Source organism: Vibrio campbellii CAIM 519 = NBRC 15631 = ATCC 25920, assembly GCF_002163755.1.
In the GTDB taxonomy this organism is placed as follows: domain Bacteria; phylum Pseudomonadota; class Gammaproteobacteria; order Enterobacterales; family Vibrionaceae; genus Vibrio; species Vibrio campbellii.
The window spans coordinates 1,811,940-1,829,073 of sequence record NZ_CP015863.1 but is presented as its reverse complement, the minus strand read 5'-3'; the positions used below and the strand labels follow the sequence as shown (position 1 = coordinate 1,829,073).

General features: G+C 44.7%; 17 protein-coding genes. 10 read left to right on the top strand and 7 right to left on the bottom strand.

Annotated elements, in window-relative coordinates; translation table 11 throughout:
• The first annotated feature begins 27 nt into the window (after positions 1–27).
• The 6 genes from A8140_RS08565 (at position 28) to A8140_RS08510 (ending at position 4,762) form a co-directional block, all read left to right on the top strand.
• Positions 28–432, top strand: a complete 405-nt coding sequence (locus A8140_RS08565; protein WP_033000082.1) for a hypothetical protein — start codon at positions 28–30, stop codon at positions 430–432.
• 165 nt (positions 433–597) lie between these two features.
• Positions 598–1,506 carry an Imm49 family immunity protein gene (locus A8140_RS08555; RefSeq protein WP_005531031.1) on the top strand — a complete coding sequence of 303 codons (909 nt, stop codon included), beginning with the start codon at positions 598–600 and terminating at the stop codon, positions 1,504–1,506.
• Between the two features lie 173 nt (positions 1,507–1,679).
• Positions 1,680–2,501 (top strand): NAD-dependent epimerase/dehydratase family protein, encoded by an 822-nt coding sequence (locus A8140_RS08545; protein ID WP_005531029.1) that lies wholly within the window; start codon positions 1,680–1,682, stop codon positions 2,499–2,501.
• A 136-nt stretch (positions 2,502–2,637) separates the two neighbouring features.
• A complete protein-coding gene (locus A8140_RS08535) occupies positions 2,638–3,120 on the top strand; it encodes a GNAT family N-acetyltransferase (RefSeq protein ID WP_005531028.1) in 483 nt (160 codons plus the stop codon).
• 128 nt (positions 3,121–3,248) lie between these two features.
• Entirely contained in the window at positions 3,249–3,716 is a 468-nt protein-coding gene (locus A8140_RS08530; protein ID WP_005531025.1) for an NUDIX domain-containing protein, read from the top strand.
• 644 nt (positions 3,717–4,360) lie between these two features.
• Positions 4,361–4,762 (top strand): hypothetical protein, encoded by a 402-nt coding sequence (locus A8140_RS08510; protein WP_005531021.1) that lies wholly within the window; start codon positions 4,361–4,363, stop codon positions 4,760–4,762.
• Between the two features lie 357 nt (positions 4,763–5,119).
• Here the strand turns inward: A8140_RS08510 and A8140_RS08505 are convergent, their stop codons facing one another.
• From A8140_RS08505 to A8140_RS25365, 7 genes are all read right to left on the bottom strand, one after another.
• On the bottom strand, positions 5,120–5,518 hold the full coding sequence (locus A8140_RS08505) for a DUF1090 domain-containing protein (RefSeq protein ID WP_005531020.1): 399 nt from the start codon (positions 5,516–5,518) through the stop codon (positions 5,120–5,122).
• Positions 5,519–6,002: 484 nt separating this feature from the next.
• On the bottom strand, positions 6,003–7,154 hold the full coding sequence (locus tag A8140_RS08500; RefSeq protein ID WP_005531019.1) for an ABC transporter permease: 1,152 nt from the start codon (positions 7,152–7,154) through the stop codon (positions 6,003–6,005).
• The gene (locus A8140_RS08495) at positions 7,151–8,338 is read right to left on the bottom strand and encodes an ABC transporter permease (protein ID WP_005531018.1); all 1,188 of its coding nucleotides are present in this window, start codon (positions 8,336–8,338) and stop codon (positions 7,151–7,153) included. The genes A8140_RS08500 and A8140_RS08495 overlap by 4 nt, the downstream gene beginning before the upstream one ends.
• A gap of 18 nt (positions 8,339–8,356) precedes the next feature.
• A complete protein-coding gene (locus A8140_RS08490) occupies positions 8,357–9,337 on the bottom strand; it encodes an HlyD family secretion protein (RefSeq protein WP_005531017.1) in 981 nt (326 codons plus the stop codon).
• 3 nt (positions 9,338–9,340) lie between these two features.
• Positions 9,341–10,732, bottom strand: coding sequence for a TolC family protein (locus A8140_RS08485; protein ID WP_005531016.1), 1,392 nt, complete (start codon positions 10,730–10,732; stop codon positions 9,341–9,343).
• 152 nt (positions 10,733–10,884) lie between these two features.
• The gene (locus A8140_RS08480) at positions 10,885–11,112 is read right to left on the bottom strand and encodes a hypothetical protein (protein ID WP_005531015.1); all 228 of its coding nucleotides are present in this window, start codon (positions 11,110–11,112) and stop codon (positions 10,885–10,887) included.
• A 466-nt stretch (positions 11,113–11,578) separates the two neighbouring features.
• On the bottom strand, positions 11,579–11,740 hold the full coding sequence (locus A8140_RS25365; protein ID WP_005434038.1) for a hypothetical protein: 162 nt from the start codon (positions 11,738–11,740) through the stop codon (positions 11,579–11,581).
• A 229-nt stretch (positions 11,741–11,969) separates the two neighbouring features.
• Between A8140_RS25365 and A8140_RS08465 the strand changes: the two genes are divergently transcribed.
• The 4 genes from A8140_RS08465 to pgl all read left to right on the top strand — a co-directional run bounded on the left by A8140_RS08465 (position 11,970) and on the right by pgl (position 17,133).
• Entirely contained in the window at positions 11,970–13,589 is a 1,620-nt protein-coding gene (locus A8140_RS08465; protein ID WP_005531013.1) for a sensor histidine kinase, read from the top strand.
• Positions 13,586–14,272 carry a response regulator gene (locus tag A8140_RS08460; protein ID WP_005531012.1) on the top strand — a complete coding sequence of 229 codons (687 nt, stop codon included), beginning with the start codon at positions 13,586–13,588 and terminating at the stop codon, positions 14,270–14,272. Before A8140_RS08465 ends, A8140_RS08460 begins: the two co-directional genes overlap by 4 nt.
• 645 nt (positions 14,273–14,917) lie before the next feature.
• Positions 14,918–16,420 carry a glucose-6-phosphate dehydrogenase gene (zwf, locus tag A8140_RS08455; protein WP_005426592.1) on the top strand — a complete coding sequence of 501 codons (1,503 nt, stop codon included), beginning with the start codon at positions 14,918–14,920 and terminating at the stop codon, positions 16,418–16,420.
• Entirely contained in the window at positions 16,417–17,133 is a 717-nt protein-coding gene (gene pgl, locus A8140_RS08450) for a 6-phosphogluconolactonase (RefSeq protein WP_005531011.1), read from the top strand. Before zwf ends, pgl begins: the two co-directional genes overlap by 4 nt.
• The last annotated feature ends 1 nt before the right edge of the window (position 17,134 follow it).

Genomic DNA, 17,134 nt, shown 5'->3' with positions numbered 1-17,134 from the left:
GTTAGCCCTCAAGGAGAAAATATAAAATTGTTTGAAAATCATTTAAAAAGAACAAAGTTCTTGCTGTTTTTGCAGGGTATATCTGTTGCAGTTACTCTGTTTCTACTATCTACCTTGCTTGCCCAAGTAAATCAATTGAGCTCTTCGAGTCTTTTTCTCACATTTGCAATTGTTTTAGTGATGCTAAGCTTGAACTTGTCTAGTTTTTACGGGTTGTTAAAAAAGAAGCTTTGGGTATTTAAGTTAATGATCGTTCTTTATTTAATTCAGATGATAGGCATAGAAACACCTAACTTTTCCTTAGCCTTTTCTTTTGGAGTTGAAGTACCGATAAGTGTGAATGTTAATGAAGTAACGGTTTCTCTAAACTTACTGGCAATCTTGGTGGTTTGGTTGTCGTATACAAGTCTTAACCTTTTGAAAAAGGGCTAACAAATTGTTCAAGAGTGATTCGGCACGCGTGGCATTTTTACTATGCGTTGGTTTTAGTGGTTAAGGTGGTATGCGGAGGCTTCGGTATTGCGTGCCTCACACCTTAACAAGGCGTTATACGCCAGAGTTCTCCTCGTGCTAGATAAAATATAAATTGAGTAATAAATGACGACACAACAATACCCGCCAATCAACTACGATGGCGCTCGGAAAGTATACAAAGAGCAACCAGGAAATATTGCTGCTTTGACAGATATAATCAAGCGCAGGTTGGCGCAAAGTGAGGAGTGGAATTATGTCAACCCAGGGGACTTAGGGTTTGCGATTTACACTAGATCACTATATTTAAAACTTGCGGACATTGACAGTGCATTGCACTCTCTTGTCGCTTGGCAATATTTTGACTCAAAAAGTATTGAATATGCCTTACTGGAGGATGGCGAAAAGATTACCATTTCGTTACCAAATAAAGAGGTGTCATTTGGTTTTCACACAGACAGGGATTATCGGAGGGTTCAAGGTGGTGATCTCTATGGTTTAACGTGGTTCTCTCTGTTGTGTGAAGATTTTGATAGCGCAAGACGCTTCGTCAAAACCGTGGATCACCCGCAAATTAAATGGCTAAGTCAATCTGGCAAAGTTTTACTGAGGTTGATCGGGTGCGTTTTCGATTTGAGTGATGGTGAGCCCATGGATTTGATTCAGGAGTACGTCAACCTTAGTGCTTCTGAACCAGTGAATCACGGTGAGCCTGATGCTGTCACCTACCTTCATTTACCAATGATCGATGTGATAATGAAAGTATTTGGTGGCGCTGATGAAAAAACCTACCAAAAGGCAATGTACTCTGCAGTTCAAAATCATCATGAATACTGGAGCCAGCCACGTTTGAATGATTCAAAACACGGCTATTTCTCCATGCAACTGACCACCCTTGCCAAAGTCGCCTTTGCAAGGCATGGTTACCGCATTGGTTTTGAGACTGACTATGTACCAGAGGCCTTTTACGCCCAACCGTTACCCACATTGAACTATGATTTTTTAAATAAATACACAACACAAGAAAACGGCTAAACGGTGTTGCCTCTTTGGGCTTGCGTATAACAAACTGTTTAAGAGTGATTCGCAACGCGTGGCATTTTTGCTATGCGTTGGTTTTAGTGTTTTAGGTGGTATGCGGGAACTTCGGTACTGCGTTGCTCACACCTTAACAGGGCGTTATGTGTAATCGAGAGTTCAGGGAAAGAATGAAAGTACTTATATCAGGATCCAATGGGTATATTGGTAGCCACGTGACTAAGATGTTTGTCGAGAGTGGCTTTGAAGTTTCAACTTACAGCAGATCTAATGGTGTCTTACCTCTTGCTCGGAAGCTAACCGATGTGCTATCAGATTTCTCTGGTTACTTTGATATCGTTATAAATTGTGCTCGCCCACATTGGTCAGAATTTTCACCGGAGGAAATAGCTGATATAGAGTCCAAGCTGCTCACGCAGCTGGATAGACTAGCGGCTAATGGAGCAACAAAAATCCACACATCAGGCGTTTGGTTATTTGGCAATGCTTCTCACAATGACCTGAAAGAATTTAGGCTTAAGCCTCTAGAGGTGGTGAAACCGGACACAGTTACAATAGGTTGTGCTATCAAAAAGAAGTGGCATGTCGTTTACTGTCCTAGTTTGGTTTATGGTGGTGAAAACTGTCAGCTAAAGCGGATTGTAGACTCCTTATCTGACCAAACTCTCCAAGTAGCGATACCATCTCAAGGTTACAACCAATATATCCATGTTAATGACATCGCTCGATTTTATTTGGCACTGGTTCAAGGTAAACGTCCGGCTACCCAACACTTTATTGCTGAGACTAAGGGGTATAGCCCCGAAGCATTTTCTCAATTGCTACTCGACTCTCGAGCCGTAAAGCGGGTTCACGAGTGCAGTTGGAGTGACTTTGAGAAGTACCATGGCTCTTCGGCAGTTGAAATTGAAAAGCTAAATCTTAACCTTCCAATTAGTCCCTTGTTTGAATCGACTGAGTCATTAAGGAAGTACATAGAAAATTACACATAACAAACTGCTTAAGAGGGATTCGCAACGCGTGGCATTTTTACTATGCGTTGATTTTAGTGATTAAGGTGGTTTGCAGCGGCTTCGGTATTGCGTTGCTCACCCCTTAGCAGGGCGTTAGTTTCACTCGGAGGGTTATTTGAGAGTCAAAGTTATAGAAAGTACATCTGACGATGTCGATATTATTCTTTCACTTATCCGGCTTCTCGCTGAGAGTGATGGAGTAAAAAATGTATCAATAGGAAAAGATGCGCTTTTAACCAATATTTACTCGGAACAACCTATTGCTTTCGCAAAGCTAATTTTATGTGATGAAATAATCGCTGGGTTTATCATCCATAGTTGGAAATTTGCAACCTTTCTGGGTACACGCGAAATGTACATGCAAGCGATCTACATTAAGCCCGAGTTTCGTCGTGGTGGTATTGCTACTAAGGCTCTAGGTCAACTATCTAAAATAGCGCTAGAAGCTGGATGCTCACGACTCGAATGGTATGTGGTTAAAAACAACTCAATGAGCAACGGTTTCTACGATGCGTTAGGTGCTGATACGTTGTCGCATGCTAGGGTTAGGCGGTTTTCTGAGGCAGCTATGAAGAGGCTGGTTGAAAGAGAAAACTAACAAGTGCTTCCAGTCTGACCCCAAACACTGCTCGGTTTTGGTGTTAACTCGCTGCGCTTAAACAATAACACAAAACCCGCTTCGTATTAGGGGCCGCTGAAGCTGGCGTTAGCTTTCAAGGAGGAAAATTGAGCGCAAGTGACTATATCAAAGAGGTTCGTTCTAAGATTGGAACGATGCCACTTCTTATCCCCGGCGTTGCGGGTGTCATTTTAAATGAAAATAAAGAGCTACTACTTCAGCAAAAATCAGATGGCACATGGAGCCTTCCTGCCGGAATGATTGAACCTCAAGAGTCGCCAGTGCAAGCATTGACCAGGGAAGTCCGCGAGGAAACAGGTTTGGCTGTAAAAGTAGATTGCCTACTTGGTGTATTCGGCGGTGAGGGTTTTGGTTTTACATACCCAAATGGTGATCAAGTTGAATACACAGTCATCATGTTCAAATGTGTAGTAGAAAGTTGTGCTCAATCCGCACTCGATGACGAAACGGTATGCCTTAAATGGTTTTCAAAAGGTAATATGCCAAGACTTGAGCTGCCGTACCCGTTGGATTGTTTATTTGCAGAAAATGATTCAGCGTACTTCGTTGGCTAGAAAGCTAACAATTGTTCAAGAGTGATTCGGCACGCGTGGCACTTTGACTATGCGTTAGTTTTAGTGGTTAAGGTGGTATGCGGAAGCACAGGTATTGCGTTGCTCACACCTTAACAGGGCGTTAGGTATAATAAAATGGCATGTTTCGGAAATTGCGTATGTTTTAACTGTAGGGTGGTAGCTCGTCGCCCAACATGGCGGAGAGCTACATATGATAAACCTGAATCTATCGGGGAAAAAAGCACTGTTACTAAATGTCAACACTGTGGATCTTTGATGTACTTTCTGGGACCAACGATTAAAGTTCCGTCCAAAAAGAGAGTTAAGGAGTGGACAAAGCTGCATGATGAGGTTTTTGCTTTTCGACGGTATTTGATACATGACTCAAGTGTTAGGAAAGTCAAAGCAAAGCACTTATTGGAAAAGGAGATTCAAAAGATTCGGGCACGTGCGTCGACCAGAGGGCGAGACAAGTTAGTAAAAGAACTTCAAAATAGGTTGAATAAATATACCTAACAATCTGTTTAAGAGTGATTCGCAACGCGTGGCATTTTTACTATGCGGTGGTTTTAGTGGTTAAGGTGGTATGCGGAAGCTTCGGTATTGCGTTGCTCACACCTTAACAGGGCGTTAGGAGTTTGCGCATGAAATTGATTTTTAGTGTCGCTTTAACATTGTTTGCATTCAGCTCTAACGGAGCAGAGCAAGTAACCACAAAAGATTTGTACGAGAAATTCAACATGAGAACTGTCTATAGCTCTTATGGTCAGAATTTAAAGTGGTATTGTGAAAGTTATCCTAGAGAGTTCTTTTCTACAGAAGAGGCTTCGTTTGTTTCTGATAGTCGACTTGAGTTAGTGTCAGGTGACAATGTTTGGATTTTCACTATTTCAGAGCCAAATATAGTTACTATTGGAAATCAGATAACATCGGGTACATATAACAGCGTCTCAACGTATGAGCTTTACTTTGACCCTCGGACTCAGGACTGGAGGGCAAATGAAACATATATAGACATACCGAAAGATTGTGAACGCTATGAATAAAACTCCTAACAAGTGTTTAAGGCTTCAAGATACTTTTTCTAATAACTACAACACAGGCTAGAGGTTTTTCAAGCTAACTTGTGTCCAGTTTTGTGCTGACGGGCAGATAATCGTAACTGTCCATCTACATACATTTGATTATGGCAAACACACCTTTGTCGAGTAGACAACATGCGTTACTGTAGAACCCCTCTAAGAATCCATGTGCAACTTTCACTGTGCTGGGCTCAAGCCTTCAAGAATGTACCTACTGGTACGCAGCAACTTATAAAGCAGCAGGAGTGGTGAATTGTCATACGTATGAGTAAGACTGTTTTTGCTATTAATTAAAATAACTTCGAACTGCTCAACTTTAGTTTAAGGGATTTTAGATAGTTCTTGCTTTAAGGCATCAATTTCACGCTGCTTTTCCTTTATTTTGCGTTCATACTTGCTAACCTTATCCGACCTGTTTTCTGTTTCGGCTCTTTTTAAGTCGGCTTGGTATTCAACTATATCTTCTTCTTTATCTTCAATTTTATTGAGGATCTCGTCTTTCAACCCTTGGTTGGTGCAGTTTTCTTTTTCAGCTTTCAAAGCCGTGGTCAGACCGTCGACTTTGTATTGATGGTTATATTGCTTAGCTTTTTCGATTTGATACTCTATCTCACATAACTTTCTCTCACAGCCAGCAAGTGAGTTACAGGTTGTACTTGCTAAACAGCTAAAAGAAAATGCACTGAGGAGTAATATTGAGCCTTTTAGGTGTTGATTCATGATTGACCTTCTACTGGTTCTATAAGGTTGAGCCGATTTTGATCGTGACTTAACATCCGTAAGCATTGCTTATGCCAGAGGATTGTTAAAGGTAATTCTATGTATCGAATAACTTATCTCTGTTGAAGATAGAGTCAAATATAGTAATGATTATGTTGCAATTGTTTTAGTTAAAACTATAACTGGTAAATTTGAAAAACTTGCTCAGGAAGAAATGAGGTTTAATAGTTTTTTTGACATAATTTTTAGTGCAAACCCAACTAATCTTCCCATTATGCTAATGCGGTAATACTCATTATAGTAGCTCTCTGCAACAATTTTGCCATCACTCAAGTTATTTGAACTTTGCTAAATTAGCAAAATCGAACACTTGCAATATGTCTAAAACGAGCCAGCCACTCTTCAGCTCAACTTTCACATTAAAATATCCGAGCAAACAAAAAGGGGCTACATGAGCCCCTTTGTTTTATTGGATAAACAGCCGTTACCCTAAGCTTTCTGTTACTACTGGTTTGGTATTGCGTTTGGCGATCCAGTAAGCAACGCCGCCCCAAAGAACTGTAAGCACCCAAAGTGCGGTCCAGTGTTTAGCCACTTGTTGCCACGTTGCGCCCATTTGGTTGAGTGCTAAAAAGCCTTTGATTGCCCATGTGCTCGGGCTTAAATCTGCAAACCAAAGCAGCGGGGCAGGGATCGATTCAACTGGCCAAATAAATCCTGCCAAGAAGATCAATGGCATTGAGCTAACCAGTACGACCAATGTCACCAGCTCGCGTCTTGGTAACAAGTAACCGAGCCACAAACCTAAACCACAACAACCAAGCAAGAATGGCAACAGCAAGGTCAGTAGCTCACCTGCGTTGGCTATATGGTTGACGTTCAAGCGCTCGAAGCTAAAGCCAAAGTAGTAAGCGCTAAGCAGGTAGTAAATAGCGACGAAGACTAAGGTTCTGGCGAACAGCAAAGCGCCCGTTGGTACTTGCGACCAATAGCCGCGACCATGGCGTTGAGTACCGGTCTGCAAACCAATTGCCATGATCAACGTTTGTTGAAGAATCAACACAAACACCGCAGGCACCACGTATTCGATGTAGCCCATGGTTGGGTTGAAGGTTGGCTTCATGTTCAGCTTAATCGCGGAGTAATCATGGCTGGCCATACTTAGTGGCACACCATCAATCACCATCTTGCTCACTTTTACTTCTGCGCCAAGAGCTCCCCCTGCGGTGGCAAGGCCTTCTACTACGGTGCCGTACACCAAAAAGTAAGAAGCATCCGCGGCATACGCCAAAGTAGGGCTGCTGCCAAGCATCAAGTCTTTGTAGAAGTGTTCTGGAATTACCAAGAAGCCAGTGATCTCACGGTTTAAGAACGCTTGTTTTGCATCGGCAATGGTGTGCAGGCGAGTCACGACTTTGACTTGTGGCGTCGCGTCTACCATACGTTCAAGCTTCAAGCTGGTTTGGCTACCATCGAGATTTACAATCGCAATCGGCTGTTCTCTCGGTGTCTGTTGCGCGTATGGGAGTGGGTATAAGAAGGAGTAAAACACCACGCCACCAAAGACAGTCAGTACCACGACAGGATTGGTCATCACTGAGCGAAGCTCTGTTTTAATCAGTTGCCACAGTGTCATACAGCCTCCTGTTTGCTACTTGTTGAAGACGCGATATTCTTCAACGCTGTGTTGCGATGTTTTGCCATCAACGCAGCTGTCATTAAGAGCGGGATAATGTACCCAATCATTGGCCAGAGTGAGCCAATAGATTGCGCGGCACTTGCACCGTAGCTTGCTTGATCTACCTGAACTTCGATGTAATGCGTAATTGGCAGCAATCCTCTCCATGCATGGGCGAGAGCATTCATGTCTGAAACCGGGAAGGTAATCCCCATAAACGCGAAGCTCGGTGCGGTAAATGCGCCAGCAAAGCTCATCGCGCGTGCAGGATCCATCGATAGGAAGAAGAACAAGGAGCCCATGATGATGCACGCGATGGTCGTTACGAACTGCGCTAAGAGCATCACTACGTAACTGCCTTCCATCGGCCAATCCAGCAGCACATAAAACCAGATTAAGAACAGTGCGCCTTGTGCCATAAATAATGGGATATATTGGCCAAGGATTTTGCTTAATCGAGTGAAAGGGCGATCGCCTAAGAACGCGAAGCTGTTGTTGCCATTTCCATAAATACGAAAATGCGCTGCGAGGATCAAAATAGTGCTGACCACGACACAGATTTGCCAGATCGCTGGAACAATCGCTGTCACCAAGAACTGAGCGTAGTTGGTGTTACGGTTAAACAAGGCCGTAATCTGAGTCGAAATCGGCACTGCTTGACCAACGGCGGCCAATGTTGTGGTATTGCCTTTTGCTAGATTACCCATGGCTTCGAGCTGAGCATCAAAATAGCCTTGAGATTGCGCAACCGCAGAGTTAATCAGTTTCGCGACCAAAATGTATTGGCTGTTGAAGAAGACCGATAACTGCGGTTGGCGATGCAAAAGAATGTCTTGGTCAAACTGAGGCGGGATCACGGCGTAAGCGTAGATGTCACCCTCAATCATCGCGTTCTTCGCTTCTGTTGCACTGGTGTAGTGGTAATCGACAGAAAGAGTAGAAGAGGCATCAAGAGATTGAATCATCTTGCGTGACAATTGTGAGTGCTGCAAATCAACCACACCTATTGGGAGATCTCTGGCAATGCCTGCCGAGAAAACGCCCCACATAGTGACGGCTAATAAGATTGGCACCCACGTTAGGCAAGAGAATAGCCATTTATCGCGTCGCAGGATTTGTCGTTGTGAGATTTGAATCGTCATAGTTTTAAACCAACGCGATTACAGCTCAACCATAACGCTCATGCCCATTCGAAGCTCAGGCTCTGGTTGGGTAGGGCGAGCTTCGACTTCGAAGGTACGAAGATCAAAACCTTTCGATGCGTCTGTTGCACGCCAAGTTGCAAAATCACCCATTACCGCAACGTGAGTCACTTTAAACTCAAGATCTTTGTCCAGTGCAGGTAGGTAAGCTTTGAATGTGGTGCCTTTGGTGAAGTGCTTAAGTAAGTCTTCGCGTACGTTCAGTGTTGCCCAAGAATCTTGAGTATCAATCACCGTCACAACCGGGAAGCCTTGAGGTGCCAGTTCGCCACTTTGCAGTAGAACTTGAGAAACTTCACCATCAAACCAGCTGTAGATTTGTGTGTCTTTTGCGTAAGCTTCTACTTCGGCTACTGCGCCTGCTGCCATGCGTGCTTTTTCTGCTGCTGCGACTTTAGTTTCGCTACGCGCCCCTTCTTTTGCCATGTTGTACATTTGGAACGCTGCGCTTTCGGTGTATTTCGAAGCTTGCCATTGCGTCATGGCTTCATCGCGTTTTTGCTCTGCGACTACGCCATCTTTGTAGAGGTTATTTACGCGCTGGTAAGTTTTTTCCATCAAATTAGCAGCTGCTTTTGCTTTCAACCATTGGTCTTTTGCAGCTTGGATTTGTTGCTCACGCGCGCCTTTTTCTGCTTCTAACGCCAAGGCGCCAGCGGCTTTTTCACCCGCCTTCGCTTGTTCTAGCTTTGCTTCGATTTCTGGGCTGTGAAGAGTAAAGATCAACTGACCTTTTTCTACATCATCGCCTTTGCGCACCATAACTTCATCAATACGACCAGGGACTTTAGAAGAGATGCTGTATTGCTGCGCTTCAATCAAACCTTGTAAACGTGCTGGTTCCGGTTGATACGCTTGGTAGAACTGGTAACCAACCCAAGAAGCGACACCCAAAGCACACAGTGATAGTAGAGCGGGTTTTAGAGATTTTGCTGCCATGACTTATTTTGCCTCTTTGGATGTGGATGCTGGAACGTAAGCAGTGTGTTGGTATTGAGCGAAGCTGTTCATTTCGCTGCTTAGTGCTAATAGTTTGGTTAAAGAAATCAGATAACGGAAACGTGCTGCTGATTGCTGTGTCTCTACACTAGCGACATACAGTTGCGCGTCGACCACATCTAAAGATGAAGATAGGCCTTGAGTGAACGCTTTCTCGCGTAGGCGAAGGTTTTCATCGGCCAGTGCAATACTGGAATCCAGACCTTGCACTTCATCAATGGCTTGCTGGGCTTCTAGGTAGGTTTTTTGTACCAGAAGGGACAAGTCTTGTTTCGCTTGCGATTTGAGTGCGTCAACCTGCGTGACCATGCTTTGCGCGGCTTTGACTTTTTCGCTGCGGCCAGTGGACTCGATCAGTGGGATGTTCACGCCAACACCCACTAACCAATCTGGTTTCATTTGGCTGGCAAGGGAATCGTCTTCATACAGGCTGTAATCACCGTAGAGGTAAACTTCTGGGTAATATTTGCCTTTTTCAGCTTTGATTAAGCTCGATGCTTGCTTGTGTTTGGCATCCAACAAATCTAAGCCTGGGTAGGTCAGCAGGGTTTGATCAACAAACGCGCTCAACGGCGGTAGATTGTTGTTAATGAATAGGGTTTCTGAAGGTTCGACGGCATCGTTCTGCGCTAAGATTTTGCCTAGAGCCGCTTGTGCGATACTTAGGTCACTGGCCGCTTTACGCGTCTCGACCTTGGCTTTGTCTAGTGAAGCTTCAGCTTGAAGGCGCTCAACTCGGGCGATTTGGCCTTGTTCTTCCATCTTAATGGCAAAGTCACGGTGTTTGGTTAAGCCTTTTTCTACTGCTTGGCGCGTTGCCAATACTTCTTTGGCGAGCACGACAGAAAAGTAGTATTTAGAGAGATCCTCAAAGCGCGCTTGCTGCTCCATTGCGAGCTGGCTTTTGGCTTCATCCGTTTTACCTTCCGCTGCGGCTTGTGCTGCGTTGATTCGTCCACCAGTAAAAATTGGCCAGATAGCGCGAATAGAAGAAGAGAAGATGTCGCGCTCAGTAATGGTAGAAGTGACATTAAAAAGAGGAGGCAACGTAATGTGTGCTCCAGTACTGTCTAGCAATTGCTGACCAGAAACCGCCACATCGGTGTCTAAACGTGTGTAGTTCGCACCAATACTGACTTGCGGCATATTGAGGTTATCGGTCGCGCTTTGCTGGTATTCATAGCTTTCAACGTTGGCACGTTGTGCTTTAAGGGAATAGTTGTTTTCTAACAACAAATTCCATGCATCATCAAATGTGATAGGAGCCGAGTGACAAGCAAGAGAAATTGAGCTGCTGAGAAGGCCCAAAATCCAGAGTTTTCCGGTGTTTTTCATAGTGGCTACTGTGCTTTTAGAGTATTAGCTCTAATATAAAGTATTCATTGGAATGTGTTAAGTGCTTGAAGAAAAGAAATGTTGGAAAAATGTTGCGCCCAATTAAGAGTGGCATAGCTGGGCGCAGCGTTTATGACGTTGTTTCTGGTGATTCACTTCATGGAAGGGCAGTGAAATTCTGCTCTCCACTCAAGCTGGCGAGAACCTCGCATCGTATTCAGTAGGTCTTTACCGCTCATTTGTGGGAATGATAATAGCACCTTAAGGTCTGCGGGGCTCGCATCACTCTTTTCATAAGCTCTGACGTGCGTAAACGTTGAATACATATTCTCTGACAGCATGGCCTTATTCAGGCAAATTCCAAATGTATCGCGTTCCATGTTTTGGTGTTCCTTCTAACTATAAAAGCACCTCTGTTTATAGTTATCTCAGTGCAGATGGTGTCTAAGTGTTTGTCCTATGGTCAGTATTTGTATTTTTATCAATGTGTCTTCAAATTTTCTGACGCAAGTGTTGAGCGTTAAATAGACTTCCAATTAGCTGCTTTCTTTGTTCAAAGCTCTCGGTGGCTTCTTGACTAAAAAGTATACGACGGAAAGTCTAAAAACGCCTCAAAAACCGCTAAATTTGGTGTGATCGTGCTCAAGGTTTAGATGGCAATTTATGTATGATGTTGAATAAATTACAACATTATTTAGCGGGTGATAGGATGCGTTTTTTATATTTCACCGCAGTTATAAATAAGCTGAAGAGTCGAAGGCTTGATGTGGTGAGGAGCATGAACATGAGGCAAGAGAGAGGCTTGCCTCAACTGGAAACAAATCTATCTAGAGAGGTGACTTTGGCTTAGTCATCAGCTCCGCATTTCGCGCACTCTTCATAAGTGCGTTCTCCTTCGCTGATGATGACGTAATCTTTTACACACTTGTCGCACAATGCAAGCTTCGGGTAGGCGAGCTTTTGTTTTTTGGCGTTCTTATCGCCTTCTGTCACGTAGATCTTTCTCATCGGTCATCTTTTGGAATTTAAGAGTGGGCGAGATTTTACCGCGATTTTCGTTGGATGTTGAGTCTATGCCGCCACTTATTCAAAGCGTTTACGAATTAACCGTGTGCTGACCAGTTCAATTCGTCCGTTCACAGAATTGTCATTTATTAAAAGCGTCGTTATTAAGTCGGTGTTAATTTAGGGACATCACCACAGTGACGTGGATCAGCAGTAAAGAAAAGGGATGCCAATGAGTTGGAAAACGATCAGCTTTCGTAAGCGTATGCTCATCATTATGACGCTGTCGGGTTTGATCGAGCTGCTCATTCTCGTTGCTGCAGGTTTTACTTACCTTAAATTCGACCAAGAGCAGGAAATGGGTGAGAAAGCCTTGGGCATCGCACGTTTCTTGTCTACTTCGCACATTGTGTTAGAGATGATTGAGTCGAAAAACGCCGAGCCGTACCAAGCACGTTTTCGTGAAATGACCGAAGCGATTGGCGCGGCATTCATTGTGATTGGCGATAAAGATGGCGTGCGATTGATTCATCCTATCGACGAGCGCATTGGCAAGCCGATGAAAGGCGGTGACAACCAAAGAGCGCTGGTGGAAGGGGAATCGTATATCTCAACGGCCCAAGGCTCTTTGGGCTATTCCGTGCGTGGTAAAGCGGCGATCGTCGATCAGGATGGCAACATCGTCGGTGTAGTGTCGGTCGGCTACTTACTGGAGCGTTTGCAAGACCGCATTGAACCGTTTCTCGCATTCTTGATCTTAATGGCACTCGCGGTGGTGGCGGCTAATGCCATTGTCTCCAACTACGCTTCTCGTAAATTCCAACGTTCTATCTTGGGATTCGAACCAGAAGAGATTGGCCGCTTATATGGTGAGCTCGACGTGACCATGAGCACAATTAAAGAGGGCGTGCTGAGTATTGATGCTCAAGGTGTGCTGCGCTCTATCAACCGCAGTGCTTGTCAGATTCTAGGCATGGATAGAGGCGCCGCGCTTAATAAGCCATTAACGGATACCCTTCGTGACAGTGATTTGTATACGGTGTTGGAAACCGGGCAAGAAGATCACGACATCGAAATATTCCTTAATCATAAGCGCCTTATTGCGAACCGTTCGCCGATCTTTGTGGATGGCAAAATCGTTGGCGCAGTATCGAGTTTTCGTCTGCGTGATGAAATCAATGAGCTGACCGAGCAGCTTTCACAAACCAAAGAGTATGCCGATTTACTTCGCTCTCAGACTCATGAACACAGAAATAAGCTCAATACTATTAGCGGTTTGGTTCAAATGGGTGAGCTAGAGGCGGTGCAGCAGTTGATTGGGCAAGAAACCGCGCATTACCAAGCGATGATCGAGTTCTTGCGAGACACCATTAAAGACCCGCTTATTGCTGGCATGCTTTTGGGCAAAACAGAGCGTGCACGGGAGCTAGGTTTACAGTTGATGGTAGAAGAAGGCAGCCGCCTAGAACCGCTACCTGAATGGCTAAACGCTGAAGATTTGGTAACCATTCTTGGCAACCTTGTCGATAACGCATTTGACGCGACTTTGTCTGCTATTCGCGAGGAATCTACCTTTGCATTCGAGCGACGCGGCATTGATGTGTCCATCAGTGATTATGGCAACGAAGTGATTTTAGAGGTGGTCGACCAAGGGTGTGGGCTACCAGAAAGTATTGAGCCTCAAGAGCTCATGAAAAAGGGCATCTCAACCAAGTCTCGCCAAGGCCGAGGCGTCGGATTACATCTTGTGAGCCAACTGGCGACGCGTTATCACGGTTATGTTGAGATGCTACCAAATACAGAACATGGAACGAGAATTACCGTGTATTTGCCTAAGGAAGAACAAGTATGAATACGGCAACGCGAGTCATGATCATTGAGGATGACATTGCCATTGCAGAGCTTCACCATAAGTACCTAAGCCAGCTTTCTGGTTTAGAAGTGGTGGGCATTGCTACAACGCGCATGGAAGCGGAAATGCAGCTTGAAGTGCTTAAGCCAGATTTGCTGTTAATGGACGTGTATTTAACTGATGGAACGGGATTAGAAATCCTTAATACGCTACGCACGAATAATCAAACCTGTGATGTGATTTTGATTACTGCCGCCCGAGATGTGGATACGCTACAACAAGCGATGCGGGGCGGTGTGGTCGATTATTTGCTCAAACCGGTGATGTTCCCTCGGTTAGAAGCAGCATTGCAGAAATACATTTCTCAGCGCCAACAATTGGATGTGGCAGAAAGCTTGGATCAGAACCTGGTGGATAAGATGCTGCAATCGAGTGTTTCAGCAGAAAATACTCCGCAGCGATTACCCAAAGGCATTGATGGTGTGACACTGGATAAGATACGCGCTTTATTTGGTGGGGAAGTGATGTTTACTGCTGATGAAGCGGGTGAAAAGATTGGTGCTAGCCGCACGACGGCGAGACGCTATCTGGAATACCTGATTAGCTCAGGTGAACTGGAAGCCGACTTAAACTATGGAACAGTAGGGCGACCAGAGCGCTGCTATAAAAAAGTGACGCGGTAATATGCATTGTTTATGAAAACAGCGAATATTAATTGTGTAAATGGGTGATTAGGCGGTGGCGATTATTCAGCCACCGTTTTGTTTTCTAGCACATACTGCTCATTCTTTATCTTCAAACCGATAGAAAACTCGGTTCAGCCTTCTCAAGTCTCACTCTCAGCAATAAAGCGATTGAACGGTAAACTCCACGTAACGCACACTACTTATGTAATGGATTGCAATTTTGAGCAATTATTCTCCAATTTAGAGTTTTTGCTTAAATTTTATAACTTTCAGTCTAATGATGATTACTTTTTAATATTCAGTGTTTTACTGTCATTTGTGTAAATTATTTAAACGTTTGCACCAGCAAGTGTTGATGTAAATCAAATAGTCGTAGACAATACGCCCCCGTGTCGGAAATCTCCTCCAGAGAGTGCAAGGTTGTACTCTAGAGACATAAGCGTCCTAAATGCGCTGTAATTGGTGAAATCCTGACTATGGTTAAGGTGCTCAGTTGTTGCAGAGATTTAGGTCTATAGGCTTTACCTATCAACGTAATAGGTAAGACCAATTTTCTATTTTGGGGTGCCATTGATAGGGTTGGCTCAATCCTTTAGCCGTATCCGGGCACACAATAAGTACCTCGTTTTTAAGGGAAAGATGATGGTAATACCAGAAAACAGCAGCATCGTTATTTTTGGTGCTTCAGGTGATCTTACATATCGTAAGTTGATTCCTGCTCTATACCACCTCTATGCGAACAAACAGCTTCCAGAGAATTTTGCCATTCTTGGCGTTAGTCGTACTGAATACAGCGACGATTCTTACAGAGAAAAGCTGAAGAAATCGCTTCAGGAAATGGAGAAAACCGAGCCAGAAACGCTTAATGCATTTATCAACCACCTGCATTACCAAGCAATCAATACTTCTGACACACAAGATTACAGCAAGTTGGCGACTCGTTTAGACCAACTAGCAGACGAATACCAATTTGAACAACGTAATACGCTTTTCTATCTTGCGACGCCACCAAGCCTATACAGCGTGATCCCTGCAAGCCTTGCAGCACACGGTCTGAACAATGAGGAAGATGGCTGGAAACGCCTGATCATCGAAAAACCATTCGGTTACGACCTTGAATCAGCACGCACGTTGGACAAAGAAATCCACGAGCACTTCCAAGAGCATCAGATCTACCGCATCGACCACTACCTAGGTAAAGAAACGGTTCAGAACCTGCTTGTCCTACGTTTTTCTAACGCGATGTTTGAGCCGCTATGGAACCGTAACTTCATTGATTACGTGGAAATCACAGGCGCAGAATTCTTAGGCGTGGAAGAGCGTGGTGGTTACTACGACGGCTCTGGTGCAGTACGCGATATGTTCCAAAACCACCTGCTACAAGTGCTAGCAATGGTGGGCATGGAGCCGCCTGCACAGATCAATGCTGACGCGATGCGTGATGAAGTTGTGAAAGTGCTTCAGTGTCTGAAACCACTGGATGAGAACGCACTGCGTAATGATCTTGTATTGGGTCAGTACACAGCATCGGATGTGCGTGGTCAGCATCTTCCGGGTTACCGTGAAGAAAACGGCGTAGCAGACGATTCTCGTACTGAGACTTACATCGGCCTGAAAGCTTACATCAACAACTGGCGTTGGAATGGCGTGCCTTTCTACGTACGTACAGGTAAGCGTCTACCGACTCGCGTGACAGAAGTGGTTATCCACTTTAAACAAACACCACACCCAGTGTTTGGTCAAAACGCACCAGAGAACAAGCTGATTATTCGTATTCAGCCAGACGAAGGCATCCAAATGAGCTTTGGTCTGAAAGAGCCGGGCGCAGGCTTTAAAGCGAAGGAAGTGAAAATGAACTTCCACTACGCTGATCTGCAAGAAACCCAAATGCTAACTGCTTATGAGCGTCTACTTCTTGATGCCCTAAACGGTGATGCAACGCTATTTGCTCGGAGCGATGCGGTTGAAGCGTGTTGGAAATACGTGCAACCGATTCTAGATTTCAAGCAAGACCCACAAGCGCTATTCGGATACGCATGTGGTACATGGGGTCCAAAAGAAGCGGACGACTTGCTACAGCGAGCTAACCGCGCATGGCGTTTCCCTTGTAAAAACCTAACAGATACGGACTACTGCGAACTATGATCAACCACAAGATCTACCAAACAGCAGAGCAGGTAGTAGAAAGCCTTGCTAACGACATGAAAGCGTTTAGCGAAATGGGCCGACCTGTTCATATATCTCTCTCTGGCGGCAGCACACCAAAAATGCTGTTTAAGCTTTTAGCAACAGAAGTTTACGCGACGTCAATTCAGTGGCAAAACCTACACTTCTGGTGGGGTGATGAGCGCTGTGTTGCGCCTGATGATGCAGAAAGTAACTATGGCGAAGCGAATGCTCTACTATTTACACAGGTGAATATTCCTGCTGAGAACATCCACCGCATCCGTGGTGAAGAAGAGCCAGAAGCAGAAGCACAGCGTTTTGCAAAAGAGATGGCAGAAGTGATTCCAACTGAAAATGGCACTCCTGTGTTTGATTGGATCTTGCTTGGTGTTGGCGCAGATGGTCATACCGCATCACTGTTCCCAGGTCAGACAAACTACGATGATGAGAACCTATCAGTGTTGGCTTCTCATCCTGAGTCTGGTCAAATTCGTGTATCGAAAACGGCACGCGTACTAGAAGCAGCGAGGCGCATCAGTTACTTGGTACTTGGCGCTGGTAAAGCAGACATTATCGAAGAGATTAACAGCTCACCAGCACGCGTACTTCCATATCCGGCAGCGAAGATCCAAGCGAAAGCGGGTCTGACGGAATGGTATTTAGATTTAGACGCAGCGGCAAAAATCGTTTAAT